The following is a 13,552-nucleotide window of genomic DNA, read 5'->3' as shown; positions in this document are numbered from 1 at the left end:
TCTTTGACGATCTCGAGGCCGCGAGGGAGTACCTCACCGACTATGTGCACTGGTACAGCACCGATCACAAACACTCCGGCATCGCGCTGTTCTCACCCTCACAAGTCCACAACGGCTCTTGGAAAGAGCTCTGGGACAAGCGAGACCAAGTCCACCAGGACTACTACGAACGACACCCAGAAAGATTCCGCCAACGACCCACCACACCGGCCCCCGCCCAACACGTCGGGATCAACCTGCCCGAGACCAAAACACCCCAAAAACTAGCCCAGTGACTCCACACAGCTTGACAATTTTCGAGCGTTTGGGAAGAACCCGCGTTAAGTGAGAGAGCGTCTGATGGGGCGGGGGAGTGGGCTAGCGCGGGCCACCCTGCCAGAGGGCGTCGAACGGGGCGCCTGACGCCACCCGGTTGCGGATTCCGGCCGTCACAAAGACCTTGGCGGACCGGGCGGCCTCCAGTGGTGTGGCGCCCTTGGCCAGTTCAGCCGTCACAGCCGCGGCCAACGAGCAGCCGGCACCGGACACGGCCACCTCGCCCACCTTCGGAGCGCTGAGGACTTCAAGGGTCTCGCCGTCGTAGTAAACGTCGACGGCGTCCGGGCCTTCCAGCCGCACCCCGCCCTTGGCGAGAACTGCAGCGCCGCTGAGCTCGTGGATGCGGACTGCTGCGGCTTTCAGGGATTCGATGTCGGTGATCGCCAGGCCTGACAGCGATTCGGCTTCGAAGTGGTTGGGCGTGACGAACGTGGCCAGCGGCAGGATCTGCGCCTTCAGGGCCTGGTCCGTGTCCAGCGCGTGGCCCGGCTCCTGGCCCTTGCAGATCAGCACCGGATCCAGCACGACGTTCCGGAACCGGCCAGTTTCCAGTGCTGCCGCAACCGTGCTTATGGTGGCCGGGCTGCCCAGCATGCCGATCTTTACGGTGTCCAGGACAGGTCGGCCCGGCGCCAACGACTCGCCCGGCACACCGCCGGCGGTGGTGCCCGACGCCGGACCGTAGGCCGCCGTCGTGGCTTCCAATTGGTCCGCAATGACCTGCTGGTCCACCGGCACAAAGCGGTGGTTCCAGTTGTCGCTCGGATCGAAGGACACGATGCAGGTCAGGTTGGCGATGCCAAATACGCCCAGTTCCTGGAACGTTTTCAGGTCGGCCTGGGCCCCGGCGCCACCCGTTGCTTCGGACCCCGCGATTGTCAGGACGACTGCGGGAGCGGACACGGGGGACTGGACGGCAGCTGAAGCAAAAGTCATGGCACTATCCTGCCATCCGGCGTCGGGCCAACATGCTCGGTGAGTTCACTATCGTCCTGTGTGTCCACGAGGCCCACAACAGCCAGCCTTCCGACTGCGGCGCAGAATCCGGTCCACAAAACGAGTCCCCACATGCTGTGCCAGTGGTTTCCCGTAAGGAAAAGGAGGGTGAGAAAGCCCGTGACCAGTCCCACCCCGCCGGTGGCCACAATATGAAGCCACTGGTCTCGGACGGGCCGCATCAGGATTCCGGTCGCCAGGGCAAGGGGCATACCAAGAAGCAGAGCGGCCGGGACACCGAAAACGTAGCCTGTCGCGCCGTGCGGAACGCCGAACAGCAGCACGGTGATGCCGGCGCCCAGCAGGAACGCCCCGGGGCCGAACGTCACCCGGTACGGCCTGTTCACGCCGTCCCTTTGGCGATAGTGAGCAGCGCGCGGCCCAGCTCAGGCTCCCGGAAGATGAACCCCGCGTCAAGCAGCTTCTGCGGCTGCACCCACCGGCTTTTCAACACGAGCTCAGTCTCGGTGCGGATCAGCACGGCCCCCAGCCGCAGCAGCCACGCCGGAGTGGGGATACCCAGCCTGGCGCCGTAGGCCCGGCGGACCAGCCGCATCAGCTCGCGGTTATCCACCACATCCGGGGAAGCCACGTTCACCGGGCCCGAAATGTCCGTTCGCGCGTGGAGGAAGCGGACGGTGCGGTAGAGGTCCTCGACGTGGATCCAGCTGAACTTCTGGCTGCCGGCGCCCATGTGACCGCCCAGGCCAAGCCGGGCCAAGGCCGCGAAAGGCCGCAGGGCGCCGCCGCCCGGGCCCAGCACGATGGCGATCCGCAGCGCAATTTTTCGCGTCCCGGGCGCGGTGGCGGAGTCCAGGGCGGCTTCCCACGCCCGGGCCACGACCACCGAAAAGCCTGTCCCGGGTTCGCCGTCGGACTCTGTCTGCGGCCGGTCATCCGCGTGCCGGTAGATGGTGCCGGTGCTGGCGTTGAGCCAGGCCGACGGCGGCGCCTTGCAGACTGCGAGTGCGCGGCCGAGTGCCGTGGTGGTGGAGACGCGGGAATCGAGGATGGCCGCCTTGTTCCTGGCGTTATAGCGGCAGTTGACCGACCGTCCGGCAAGGTTCACCAGCAGGTCGGCGCCGTCCAGCACCCGGGTGATGGCGCCGTCGTCGTTCCAGTTGGCCGCTTCGGCCGTACCCGCGGTGGCCCGGCGGCCGATGGTGCGCACCGTCCAGCCGTCCTGTTCGAAGCGGTGCCGAAGATAGGTGCCGATGAAGCCCGAGGCTGCGGCGAGCACCACGGTGTTTGTCCTGTTCATTTCTTCCCCCAGCTTTGTGTTCGGTGGCGTGTTCAGTCGCGGATGCTGCGGCTCAGGCTGAGGACATCGTCCAGCACCTTGTTAATGCCGGGAATCCTTGCCAGCGAAAGTCCCCGGGCGATCAACGGGACTACGCCGTCCACCAGCTTCCGGGTCCGGCGCTGGTCTTCGGAGGTGTCGTACACCCAGAACAGGGCGATCCCCATGTAGCCGAGCCAGAGCAGCTCGGGCAGGTCGGCGCGGATCTTTTTTGGAGCGGCCGGGCTGGCGCCTTCCACCGCTGCCCGGAAGATGCCGAGCGATGCCTCGCGGGCCGCCGTCGACTCGCCCGCGAAAGGGTTCACGGGCGACGTCGGCCGGATGGCCGTGGCCACGAAGTCGGCGCCGAAGCGGTGGTACGGGGCCATGACATCCAGGCCGGCGTGCAGTGTGGCCTTCAGCCGGCTGCCCAGGTCCTTGATGCCCTCGAGTGCCTCGTCAGCCTTGGCTGCATGCTCTGCCTGGACCTGGACGTACAGCTCCTGCACCAGGTCATCCTTGGAGGCGAAATAGTAGTAGGCGTTGCCCACGGAGACCCCGGCCTCGGCCGCGATGGCCCGCATGGTGGTCTTCTCGAATCCGATCTCGCGGAACATACGCAGCGCGACGTCCGCTACGAGTTGCCTGGTCTGCTCGCTCTTGGCGGTCACGGTTTCTCCTCTTTTGAACATGTTCAAAACTGAGTGTGCCATGGAACTGAACGTGTTCAAAACATGCTGCGAACGTCGGTGGAAGAGCGATACACGTTCAGTGGGAGAATGGCGTGACAGTGCTAATAGAGCCGGTGTCCCGCGACAACGTTCGTTGCGGAACGGTACGCCGAGCGAACCACTACGAATGGAATCTCCCCCATGTCTTCCCCCTCGGGCCCTGACGCCCTGCCCATCGCCGGCTCCGCCCGGACGGCACCGAAATTTGCATCGATCGGCTCGCCGTACTTCGGCATCATGCTGGCCTTTATGGCCGTGGTGCTGATCCTGTCGAACATCGGGGCGTCCAAGGGCGTCGCGATCGGCCCGATCATCACCGACGGCGGCTTCTTCCTGTTCCCGCTCGCCTACATCCTGGGCGACGTCATCAGCGAGGTCTACGGCTTCAAGGTGGCGCGCAAAGCCATTTTTACCACCTTTGCCCTCTCCGTCTTCGCCTCGGCCTGCTACTGGGTGATCATCGCCCTGCCCGGCTTTGAGGATGACTTCGGCACGTCCAAGCAGGCAGCCCTGGAAGGTGCCCTGGGCCCAGTCCCGCAGATTGTGCTCGCCTCGCTGCTGGCATTCCTGGCCGGCCAGACCATCAACTCATGGATCTTGGTGAAGATGAAGGCCCATTCCGGGGAGAAGTCCCTCTGGGCGCGGCTGATGGGCTCCACCGGCGCAGGTGAATTCGTGGACACCCTGATTTTCTGCAGCATCGCCGCGTCCGTCATCGGCATCACGGACTTCGGCACGTTCCTGAACTACGTGGTGGTGGGCTTTGTCTACAAGACCCTGGTTGAGTTCCTGTTCGTCCCGGTGACGTCCCTGGTGATCGGCTGGATCAAGAAGCGCGAACCGAGCTACGGGGTCTAGGCTCGTCTCCCTTCCCCTGCGCCGTTTCGACGGTTCCCTGCGCACGCGATGTTCGCAGTCGTCGAGCCGGTAGGGAACCATCGAATTGGCGCCTGACGCTACGCCGCTGATTGGCTCCTGAGCGCCTGGAGGACAGTCATCTTGAACTCTTGCTCGCGGAAAAGGTGTTTCCACTCGACCCGGATGAATGTCCAGCCGCGGGCCATCAACGCCTTTTCGCGCTGCCGTTCGGCGAAGAGGGCCTCATCCGTCGGCTGGAAGTCGAAGTACTTCACCCTGCCGTCGAATTCCAAGGCCACTTTCTTGTCCCGCCAAGCGAAGTCGAGGCGGTGCTGGCCTTCCGCGGACCAGACGACCACCTGGAGCTCAGGAGGCTCGATACAGAGACGGTGGACCAGCTCGCGGGAGAGGGTTTCGCCCGGAGATTCGGAGCGGGAATCGCCATCTTCGATGGCTCGGCGCAGCGCCAGGACTCCGTTTCTTCCAGTCAAGGCAGAGCACATCTTCCGGAGCTTCGCCACGTCCGCACCCTTCCGCAGGGCGTGGTCCATCAAAACCAGGGACTGCCGGTAGTTCAGCATGAGGCAGCAATCCACCACCGTCCGCTCCAGCGACGTGCAGGGCAGACCGTCCACGAACGTGACGTCCTCGGCCCCCAAAGAGCGGGTGTGTGCCACGACGTCCTTGCCGTGGGATATGCGCGAGGGACAGGTCTGCTGAGTGAGGTGAACGAGATCGTCCACGTCCCAGAGGAACAGCCCATGAAGCCGGGCGCCCGAGGTGTGGCTGTAGACAAAGCCGCCGCCCGACGTCGTCAGCGTTCCATGGGCATGGGCCGCGATCAGCTGTCGACTGCGCACCCAGGGCTTCTGACTCGCCCAGATGCTGCCGCGAATGTAGCAGCCGCGTCTGAGCCGGACCAAGTCTCCGGAGCGTACCGATGCGGAAATGGCGCGGGAATTCAGGCCAGCTTCCAAAAGCTCCTCTGTGCGCCACAGGTCCACTCCAACCGGGAGCCCACGGCTCGATGCGTTTGACATACCTCCAGCCTCCGCTGGTTGCCTGGCCTCGAAAAGACAGAGGTGTGCCTATGTGGATAATCCCGGGTCGACGGTTCCCTGCGCCCCAGCTGGTCACGAACATCGAGTATGCAGGGAACCGTCGAAACGGCGCGGAGAACGACGGCGGGAGGCGGCCAGTGGGCCAGCGCTTAGGGGTAGTACTGCGCCAGGGTTTCGGCCTTGAACTCGAAGAAGGTCCCGGATTCGATGGCCAGCCGGGCGTCGTCCACCATCTTCACCACAAAGCGCTCGTTGTGGATGGAGATCAGCGTGGCGGAAACCATCTCCTTGGCCTTGAACAGGTGGTGGATATAGGCCCGCGAGTAGTTGGCGCAGGCGTAGCAGTCACACCCCTCCTGGAGCGGCCCGAAGTCGCGTTTGTACTTGGCGCCGGAGAGGTTGAAGCGGCCGGCAGGAGTGTAGAACGCGGAGTTGCGGGCCACCCGGGTGGGGGAGACACAGTCGAAGGTGTCCGCGCCGTTTTCGATTGCGGTGAAGATATCGTCCGGCTCGGAGATGCCCAGCAGGTGCCGCGGCTTGTCCTCCGGCAGCTCCTCGTTGCACCAGCGCACAATCGTGCCCAGGTTTTCCTTCTCCAGCGCCCCGCCGATGCCGTAGCCGTCGAAATCCATGGCGCCAAGGTCCCGGCAGGCCTTCCGGCGCAGGTCCTCATACTGCGCACCCTGAATCACACCGAAAAGGGCCTGGTATGGCTTGCCCACCCGCTCGGAGGTCAGCCGGAAATGCTCCTCCAGGCAGCGCAGAGCCCACAGCCGGGTGCGCTCCAGCGATTCCTCCTGGTAGCCGCGGGAGTTCTGCAGCGTGGTCAGCTCATCGAACGCGAATATTATGTCCGCGCCGATCTGGTGCTGGACCTGCATCGAAATTTCGGGGGAGAACCGGTGGCGGTCCCCATTGAGATGCGATTTGAACCAGACGCCGTCGTCGTCGATGTGGGCAAGGCGTTCCTTGCCGGGAGCTACGGCGTCGTCCGGGACAGCCGCGTCCGCGGAAGACACAGTCTTCATGTCGATGACCTTCTTGAACCCGGACCCGAGGCTCATCACCTGGAACCCGCCGGAGTCCGTGAACGTCGGCCCGGACCAGTTCATAAACGCACCCAGCCCGCCGGCCTCGTCCAGGATGTCTGCTCCGGGCTGCAGGTACAGATGATACGCGTTGGCCAGGAGCGCTTGTGCCCCCAGGTCCGCCATGGATTCCGGCAGGACGGACTTCACCGTAGCTTTGGTCCCGACGGCGATGAACGCCGGGGTGCGGATCTCGCCATGGGGCGTGGTGATGGTCCCCGTGCGGCCCAGGAATTCGCCGCCATTGGCAGATATCTGCCTGGCCGACGGCGCACAGCTGTCAGCAAGGCGGGTGCCAACGGTGAAGCAGAACTGGGACTGGTCAGCGGCGGCGACGGCCGCCGGCGTGGCGGGATCAGCTGCGACGGGATCAGCCGGGACATCCGAAACGGAGACAGATGTAGCGGAGGCGGGGTTGGCTGGCACGGTTCCAGTGTGCCAGCAAACGCCGCCGATCCCTCAGTGGGCCGCTTCCGATGTGGGGTAGTTCTCAGCCCGCCAGCTTTCCCAGAGCAAATGGATGGACTCCAGTTTGTGGGCACCAAGATCAAACGTCGAGGCGATCACCATGGCGCCGCCTTGGGGCCTTACCCCTTCAATGACGGGCTGGTCCGCTACGATCAGCAGGCCGTCCCCGTGTTCCGCGTAACTGTGGACGGTGAGTCCCACCTGGTGGTTGCTGCGGAACCAGACCTTCCCGGTGATCTCCTCGCCGGTGGCAAGCGTCAGCCCGTACGGCTCACCCGGCGCAGGCACGTCCGACAATCCGAGCTTTTCGATTTCGGAATCGGAGGTGCCGGGAAATTCGAAGAACAACGTGTGCCGCTTGCCGTGCGGGTGGTGTTCCAGCGCGAAGCGGAGTTGCTGGAGGAACGTCAGCCATCCCTGGGTGATGTCCTCATCCCAGGCCGCCCATTCCGAGTTGTGGTCCAGGGCAGCACGCGTGACACTGACCAGAGTCCCGGCGGACACCGGTTTGAGGTCGAAGACATCGCCGCCGTTGGTGGTCAGGCTGGTGTGGTCCGGGGCTTCAACGACGTTGCTGCTGAAGTAGATCCCGTCAATCTCATTCGCCAGTTCATCGGCCTCCCAGCCGTGCCACTGGGCCACTTTGGCCGGTTCACGCAGCATGGTCCAGACCTGCGGCGCGTCAGCATTTATCACCACGCTCAGATTGTTCGTCATAGCCCGAATCTACAACGCAGGCGCGGCCCCGGGTAGAGGTAATTCCTCCACCCGGACAATCTCAGGCCCGGACGGCCTCGAGTTCGTTGCTGATCCGGCGCTGGAGTTCGCCCACACCGATCGTTTCAGACCCGCCGTGGGCCCGCAGGAACAGCAGGGATTCGAGGCGCAGCAGCCGCCACTCCCGCTCGGCCTCATGGTTGGAGTTGTCGATCGAGCGGAAGATCTCTTTGTCGTACAGGTTGGGTTCGTTCAGCGAACGCTGGCGCACCTTGGCGTTCATCCGGGCCTTGAACGGGTCCGTTTCCTGGTTTTCCGGCAAACGCAGCAGCTTTTCATAGACTTCGGCGCGCTCCTCCTGACGGTCCTGGCGGCAGATGAAGCTGGACAACGCCAGCGATGCCTCCACGGACGCCCACCGGCCCGGGTTGCCGTCGAACGGCAGGACGTTGAGCAGGTCCGCCACCGTGAGCGCCCCGTCCGGATCCTTCAGCGTAATGAACAGTTCGTGGGCAAGATCGCTGAGGTCCTTGAGGCAGCTGCCGGATTTGAAGTTGATGCCCTTGGCCAGCTTGTCCGCCAGCAGCAGCACACCAACGGCGTCCGGGTGGGCTTCCGCGGCAGCTTCCACCACCGCTTCGGGAGTGCCCTGCGGCGCCGGAATCCGCGCGAGTTCTTCCGTGGAGGGCCCGCTCGCCGCGGGCGGGATGGCTGGCAGGGGAGGTACGACGACGGCGGGAGCCGCCGGGGCTTCCTCCCCTTCGCCGGTGTGCTGGGGCTGTTCGGCAGGGGGTTGAGCCGCGACCGGAAGCTGCGTGACGGCGTCGGGCGTGGCGTCCTGAAGGGCGGCGTCCGGAACCGTGATGACCAGGACTGTTGGGTCCAGGATCTTGACGGTGGAGCCGGCGGCGATGCGGAGGGTGCCGCCGCCCGTAAGGTTCGCCAGGACCACCGCAGGGGTCCCGAAATCATCCTGTTCAAACTCCACATGCTGAATTTCGGCGGTGCGTTCACCGTCAGGGAGAAGGAGCTGATCGCCGGTGGTCAGAGATCCAGCCTGCTGTTCGCTGTAGTGCCGGGCGGCTGGGTTTTCGGTCATGGGAGTCCTTAAGTTCTCTTGCGGTCCGCCCTACAGTCTACAAAGCGGGGCGCCGGAAGTCGGGGACGCCGGGGATCCCTCGGGCGTCAGTGACCCACTCCGGCAAAGGCCAGCGCCTGGCGGACCAGGGCGCCGCGGCCGCCGCTGAATTCGAGCTGGACGTCGGCGCTGAGCACTTCCGCCGGAGTCATCCACGTCAGTTCCAGGGCATCCTGGCGGGGCTCGCATTCGCCCGTCACGGGAATGACGTACGCCAGGGACACCGCGTGCTGGCGTTCGTCAGTGAAACCCGTCTGGGACGGGGCAGGGAAGTATTCGGCCACCGTGAAGGGGACCGGGCTGATGGGGAGCTGCGGAAAGGCGAGCGGCCCCAGGTCTTTTTCCATATGGCGCAGGAGTGCGGCGCGGATGGTCTCGCGGTAGATCACGCGGCCCGATACCAGCGACCGGATCATGTTCCCGTCCTCATCGGCCTGGAGCAGCGTGCCAACCTCGTTCACAAAACCCAGCGGATCCAGCCTGACCGGCACGGCCTCCACATAGATCATGGGGAGCCTCCCCCGGGCCTCAAAAAGGTCTTCTTCGGAGAGCCAGCCGGGATTGGGGTCAGGAGTGCGAACGTTCATGGTTAAGTTCTACCTCATCGGACGGCCGGGGCCGCTGAGGGGTGAGCTCTCAGCGTAAAGCGTTGTGCAAAGCGCCGGAATATCAGCCCTCAGCAGGATCACTGCGCGGAGAGGCGCTGAGAGATCCAGAGGGTGGGCGGGACATGCGGGGCGCGTGTGGTTGCGGCGGTGCCGTCGGCGTCGGGGTTGGCCAAGTGCAGGGTCCGGCCGAAGGCTTCCTCGGTTTCGCTGACATCCAGCCCGGCGGCGGCGAGCCGGTCCCGCAAGGCGCCCAGATCGCCGTCGTACTCAAATCCCAGGCCGGACCGCGGCGCACCGGACGCCGGGCGCACCATCAGCACCCCGCCGTTCTTGGCGGTAAAGTCTGCGGTTTCGTCGGCGTCCGGGACGGGGCGGAACCTGGCACCGATGTCCTGCAGCGTCACCGCGGCCGCGCCGGGATCCGCCGTAAACCAGACCCCGACGACGGTCAGCGCCGGATCAGCGTCAGCCGAGTTTGGCTCCCGCGCGCCTTTGTCCGCAAGGAAGCTGAAGCCGTCCCGGCCGGTGATGCGGCAGGACTCGCCGTGATCAGCGGCGATGAGCTCGGCGACCGTATTTCCGGATTCCGCCGCGGCCAGGGCGGTGCGCCGGGCGAATTCGGCCAGATCGCCCACCTCGACGCCGAGGGCCGTGGTGCCTTCATCCGTAGCACCGGCGTCGGTCAGATGCAGGGCCAGCCGACCGGAGCCGGCGTCGAACTCCCGCCACGGGCCGTGATCAACGGTTTTGGCCAGGCCCAGGGCCCTGAGGAGTTGCTCCCAACTGTCCGGCCGGGAGGTGAAATGGACGGGTCGGACACGCAGCATCAGGTTCCTCCTCGAAACAGGACAGGTCGGCTACGGCCATCATGCCACTTCCTGCGGAAGGCAGGCAGAATAGGGCCATGGCCGTTGAACTCGAGGAACTGCTGGTAGCGGACGCGGCGGCGTGGCGGCTGTGGCTGGAAGCCAACCACAACGACAGCCCTGGCGTGTGGCTGGTGCTTCACAAGAAGGGCGGCAACACCACCGAGCTGGGCTACGAAGCAGCGCTGCAGGAGGCGCTGTGCTTTGGCTGGATCGACGGGCAAGGCAAACGGCGCGACGATGACAGTTCCTTCCAACGGATGACCCGCCGCGGCCCGAAGAGCGTCTGGTCGGCGCGGAATGTGGACCGTATCGGGAAGCTCGAGGCTGCCGGCCGGATTACGGCAGCGGGCCGCGCGGCCGTCGATGCCGCTAAGGCGGACGGGCGCTGGGAGGCAGCCTATGTAGGCCAGGCGACGGCGGAAGTCCCGCCGGACCTGGCCGCCGCGATCGCCGCCGTTCCGGCGGCCCAGTCCATGTTCGACGTCCTCACCGCCGTGAACCGGTATGCCCTGATTTACCGGACGAATTCAGTGAAGCAGGCCTCCACCCGGGAACGGAAAATTGCCGGCTTTGTGGAGATGCTGGCCCGGGGCGAGGCGCCGTACCCGCAGAAGAAAAAGCCCGCCGCGGGTCAGTAGAGCCCGATTCCGGCAGGCTCAATCACCGGGATTAGTCGTCGTCCAGGGGGAAGGCGACGGCTTCGCCCACCACCCGCAGGCAGAGTTCCATGCCGGGCCGGGCGATGGAGGCGTTCCAGTGCCGGATGGTGATGACTTCGCCGCCGCCGGGGTAGCGGTGGTCGGCGCGGCCGGCCAGTTCCGGCGGCACAGAGAGTTTGAGGCGCACGGTGGTTTCCGGGCCGAAGTAGTCGGTGTCCACCACCACGCCGCGGATGGGGCCATCCTCGGCAATGCGGATCTGCTCCGGACGCAGCATCAGCTGCACCCGGCCCTGGGCAGGAGGGCGGCGCACGGGAATTTCGCCCAGTGAGCACGTGGCCAGCGAGCCTTCCATCCAGGCGTCCAGGATGACGGCGTCGCCCAGGAACTCTGCGGTGGCGCGGTCCGCGGGGCGGGTATAGACCACAAACGGGTTGCCGATCTGGGCCAGCTTGCCGCCGCGCATCACCGCCACCTGGTCCGCGAAGGACAGGGCCTCGGACTGGTCGTGCGTGACCAGGATGGTTGTCACGCCGGCTTTGTTGAGAACCTTGGCCACGGCCCGCCGGGTGGCCACGCGCAGGCCGGCATCCAGGGCTGAAAAAGGCTCGTCGAGCAGCATCAGTTCCGGTTCGCGGGCCAGCGCACGGGCCAGGGCCACCCGCTGCTGTTGCCCGCCGGACAGCTGATGTGGCCTCCGCTTGGCCATGGAGGCGTCCAGCGAGACCATGGCCAACAGCTCGCTGATCCGGCCTTCCGCCGCGCGGCGGCCACCCGCCAGCTTGGCGGTGTCCAGGCCGAACGCGATGTTCTGGCCCACCGTCAGGTGCGGGAAGAGCGCCCCGTCCTGGGCCACGTACCCCACCTGGCGCTTGTGCGCAGGCAACCATACGCCGTCGCCCGCCACCTTGGTGCCGTTGAGCGAGATGCTGCCGGTGGCGGGGTGTTCAAAGCCGGCGATCAGCCGCAGCAGAGTGGTCTTGCCCGAGCCGGAGGGCCCCACGATGGCGGTGGTGCCGCCCTTGGCCACGGACAGGTTGACGCCCTTGAGGACGGCCTGGGAGGCAAAGTTCTTGGTGACGTCGGCGATCTGCAGGTGGCTGTTGGTGGAAGGTGCCACAGACGGCGCGATCCGCGGTTCCGGAAGCCTGGAGGGGGATTGTTCGGTCACTGTCCGGCTACTTTCTTGGACTGCTGGAAGAGAAGATAGGTCATTGGCGCCGAGAGCAGGATCATCAGCAGGGCGTACGGGGCGGCGCCCGCGTAGTCGATTTCGCTGCTCTTGCTCCAGAACTCGGTGGCGAGCGTCCGGGTCCCGTTCGGGGAGAGCAGGAGTGTGGCGGTCAGCTCGTTGGCGATGGCCAGGAACACCAGGGCAGCGCCGCCCGCGGCCGCCGGCGCGGTCAGCCGCAGCGTGACCCGGATGAAGGCCAGCAGCGGCGGTTTGCCCAGGGCTTGGGCGGCTTCGTCGAGTTCCTTGGGGGCCTGGGACAGGCCGGCGCGGAGATTGACCAGCGCCCGGGGCAGGAACAGCAGGACGTACGCGGCCACCAGCACTCCGGCCGTCTGGTAGACGCCGGGGACCAGCCGGATACTGACGGTAACGAACGCGAGGCCCACCACAATCCCGGGCAAGGAACTGGTGACGTAGTTTGAGAGCTCCAACGACTTGCTGAACCAGCTGGGGTGCCGCACCGCAAGGAAGGCCATGGGGAATGCGACGACGGTGGTCACCACCGCGCCGGCCAGGCCGTAGCCGAGTGTGGTCAGGAGGGCCGGAGCGAACTCGTCGGCAGCCCAGACCGCGGAACCGCCCGCGGTGATCCAGCGCAGGACAAAAAACACCGGCAGCCCGAAGGCCAGTCCCGTCAAAGCAAGCAGGGACAGCTGCGCCGGAACCTGGTAGGCGTGCAGCGGCAGGCGCAGGGCCTTGGCCGGGGCGCCGGATCCTACACGGGCATAGCGGGCCGTGCCGCGGCCGCGGACCTCCACCACCAGCAGGATCAGGCAGAAAAACACCAGGACGCTGGCGAGCATATTGCCCGCGGTCCCGTTGAACGTGGACTGGTACTGGACCATGATCGCGGTGGTGAACGTGTCGAAACGGATCATCGCGAACGCACCGTATTCGGCGAGCAGGTGAAGGCCTACCAGCAGAGCGCCGCCGGTCATGGCGATGCGGAGTTGCGGCAGGACCACCCGGAAAAAGACCCGCCAGTTGCCGAGCCCCAGCGCGGCGGCGGACTGTTCGATGGCCGGGTCCAGCCGGCCGAGTGTTGCGGCCGCCGGGATGTACACCAGCGGGAAATAGGAGAGCGTGGCGATCAGGACACCGGAGCCCAGCCCGGCCAGGGACGGGACCGCCGAGACCCAGGCGTAGCTGTTTACAAACGCCGGAATGGCGAGCGGCGCTGCCAGCAGCACCGCCCAGATTTTGTGGCCGCGGAGTTTGGTCCGCTCCACCAGCCAGGCACCGCCAACGCCGAGGACGATGCTGAGCGGAATGGTGATCACCATTAGCAGGACCGTGTTGAGCAGGAGCTCGCCCACTTTTGGCCGGAAGATCAGTTCGACGGCGGTGTCCCACCCGGTTGCCGCCGTCATGTACACGACGTACCCCAGCGGTACCAGGGAAAACAGGGCGATCAGCACTGCCAGGATGGACACCGCGGAAACGCCGAGAGGCGGGCGGGGGCTCGTGCCCCGGCCCGCCGTCGTTGTGCTCCCCGCTGAGGGGGGAGCCGATAGATCAGTGGTCACTG

Annotated in this window: 14 protein-coding genes and 1 pseudogene; 3 read left to right on the top strand and 12 right to left on the bottom strand. The window is 65.8% G+C overall.

What is annotated here, in order from left to right:
* Window positions 1–275, top strand: a pseudogene (locus DAD99_RS05745) (IS3 family transposase); the annotation flags it as partial.
* 82 nt (window positions 276–357) lie between these two features.
* Here DAD99_RS05745 and DAD99_RS05740 read toward each other — a convergent pair.
* From DAD99_RS05740 to DAD99_RS05725, 4 genes are read right to left on the bottom strand one after another with little or no spacing between them, the layout of a single operon-like run.
* The gene (locus DAD99_RS05740) at window positions 358–1,254 is read right to left on the bottom strand and encodes a hydroxymethylpyrimidine/phosphomethylpyrimidine kinase (protein ID WP_193340720.1); all 897 of its coding nucleotides are present in this window, start codon (window positions 1,252–1,254) and stop codon (window positions 358–360) included.
* Complete coding sequence (locus tag DAD99_RS05735; protein WP_193340719.1) at window positions 1,251–1,661, bottom strand: hypothetical protein; 411 nt, start codon at window positions 1,659–1,661, stop codon at window positions 1,251–1,253. Before DAD99_RS05735 ends, DAD99_RS05740 begins: the two co-directional genes overlap by 4 nt.
* Window positions 1,658–2,575: a TIGR01777 family oxidoreductase gene (locus tag DAD99_RS05730; protein WP_193340718.1), complete on the bottom strand. Its 918-nt coding sequence runs from the start codon at window positions 2,573–2,575 to the stop codon at window positions 1,658–1,660. Before DAD99_RS05730 ends, DAD99_RS05735 begins: the two co-directional genes overlap by 4 nt.
* A 32-nt stretch (window positions 2,576–2,607) precedes the next feature.
* Window positions 2,608–3,264, bottom strand: coding sequence for a TetR family transcriptional regulator (locus tag DAD99_RS05725; RefSeq protein ID WP_193340717.1), 657 nt, complete (start codon window positions 3,262–3,264; stop codon window positions 2,608–2,610).
* Between the two features lie 201 nt (window positions 3,265–3,465).
* Between DAD99_RS05725 and DAD99_RS05720 the strand changes: the two genes are divergently transcribed.
* On the top strand, window positions 3,466–4,182 hold the full coding sequence (locus tag DAD99_RS05720; protein WP_193340716.1) for a queuosine precursor transporter: 717 nt from the start codon (window positions 3,466–3,468) through the stop codon (window positions 4,180–4,182).
* Window positions 4,183–4,280: 98 nt separating this feature from the next.
* Here DAD99_RS05720 and DAD99_RS05715 read toward each other — a convergent pair whose 3' ends face one another.
* The 6 genes from DAD99_RS05715 to DAD99_RS05690 form a co-directional block, all read right to left on the bottom strand.
* Window positions 4,281–5,222 (bottom strand): type IV toxin-antitoxin system AbiEi family antitoxin domain-containing protein, encoded by a 942-nt coding sequence (locus DAD99_RS05715; protein WP_193340715.1) that lies wholly within the window; start codon window positions 5,220–5,222, stop codon window positions 4,281–4,283.
* A gap of 170 nt (window positions 5,223–5,392) precedes the next feature.
* On the bottom strand, window positions 5,393–6,757 hold the full coding sequence (gene tgt, locus DAD99_RS05710) for a tRNA guanosine(34) transglycosylase Tgt (protein WP_193340714.1): 1,365 nt from the start codon (window positions 6,755–6,757) through the stop codon (window positions 5,393–5,395).
* Between the two features lie 33 nt (window positions 6,758–6,790).
* Entirely contained in the window at window positions 6,791–7,516 is a 726-nt protein-coding gene (locus tag DAD99_RS05705; RefSeq protein WP_193340713.1) for an SRPBCC domain-containing protein, read from the bottom strand.
* A gap of 61 nt (window positions 7,517–7,577) precedes the next feature.
* Window positions 7,578–8,615 carry a DUF6707 family protein gene (locus tag DAD99_RS05700; RefSeq protein WP_193340712.1) on the bottom strand — a complete coding sequence of 346 codons (1,038 nt, stop codon included), beginning with the start codon at window positions 8,613–8,615 and terminating at the stop codon, window positions 7,578–7,580.
* Window positions 8,616–8,701: 86 nt separating this feature from the next.
* Complete coding sequence (locus tag DAD99_RS05695) at window positions 8,702–9,241, bottom strand: NUDIX hydrolase family protein (protein WP_185262491.1); 540 nt, start codon at window positions 9,239–9,241, stop codon at window positions 8,702–8,704.
* Between the two features lie 98 nt (window positions 9,242–9,339).
* Entirely contained in the window at window positions 9,340–10,089 is a 750-nt protein-coding gene (locus tag DAD99_RS05690) for a VOC family protein (RefSeq protein ID WP_193340711.1), read from the bottom strand.
* 77 nt (window positions 10,090–10,166) lie between these two features.
* On the opposite strand from DAD99_RS05690, the gene DAD99_RS05685 reads away from it, so the two are divergent.
* Window positions 10,167–10,769: a YdeI family protein gene (locus DAD99_RS05685; RefSeq protein WP_193340710.1), complete on the top strand. Its 603-nt coding sequence runs from the start codon at window positions 10,167–10,169 to the stop codon at window positions 10,767–10,769.
* A 31-nt stretch (window positions 10,770–10,800) separates the two neighbouring features.
* Here the strand turns inward: DAD99_RS05685 and DAD99_RS05680 are convergent, their stop codons facing one another.
* On the bottom strand, window positions 10,801–11,961 hold the full coding sequence (locus DAD99_RS05680; RefSeq protein ID WP_193340709.1) for an ABC transporter ATP-binding protein: 1,161 nt from the start codon (window positions 11,959–11,961) through the stop codon (window positions 10,801–10,803).
* A complete protein-coding gene (locus tag DAD99_RS05675) occupies window positions 11,958–13,550 on the bottom strand; it encodes an iron ABC transporter permease (RefSeq protein WP_193340708.1) in 1,593 nt (530 codons plus the stop codon). The genes DAD99_RS05680 and DAD99_RS05675 overlap by 4 nt, the downstream gene beginning before the upstream one ends.
* Window positions 13,551–13,552: the final 2 nt, after the last annotated feature.

It is taken from the genome of Pseudarthrobacter sp. AB1, from assembly GCF_014926485.1.
Classification (GTDB): Bacteria; Actinomycetota; Actinomycetes; order Actinomycetales; family Micrococcaceae; genus Arthrobacter.
The sequence above is the reverse complement of the archived record's forward strand: the minus strand, read 5'-3'. Positions and strand labels throughout refer to the sequence as shown.

Coding starts and splice junctions, on each gene's coding strand:
- DAD99_RS05740 (WP_193340720.1), bottom strand. CDS start 1,254: ATGACTTTTGCTTCAGCTGCCGTCCAGTCCCCCGTGTCCGCTCCCGCA.
- DAD99_RS05730 (WP_193340718.1), bottom strand. CDS start 2,575: ATGAACAGGACAAACACCGTGGTGCTCGCCGCAGCCTCGGGCTTCATC.
- DAD99_RS05720 (WP_193340716.1), top strand. CDS start 3,466: ATGTCTTCCCCCTCGGGCCCTGACGCCCTGCCCATCGCCGGCTCCGCC.
- DAD99_RS05715 (WP_193340715.1), bottom strand. CDS start 5,222: ATGTCAAACGCATCGAGCCGTGGGCTCCCGGTTGGAGTGGACCTGTGG.
- DAD99_RS05705 (WP_193340713.1), bottom strand. CDS start 7,516: ATGACGAACAATCTGAGCGTGGTGATAAATGCTGACGCGCCGCAGGTC.
- DAD99_RS05700 (WP_193340712.1), bottom strand. CDS start 8,615: ATGACCGAAAACCCAGCCGCCCGGCACTACAGCGAACAGCAGGCTGGA.
- DAD99_RS05695 (WP_185262491.1), bottom strand. CDS start 9,241: ATGAACGTTCGCACTCCTGACCCCAATCCCGGCTGGCTCTCCGAAGAA.
- DAD99_RS05690 (WP_193340711.1), bottom strand. CDS start 10,089: ATGCTGCGTGTCCGACCCGTCCATTTCACCTCCCGGCCGGACAGTTGG.
- DAD99_RS05685 (WP_193340710.1), top strand. CDS start 10,167: ATGGCCGTTGAACTCGAGGAACTGCTGGTAGCGGACGCGGCGGCGTGG.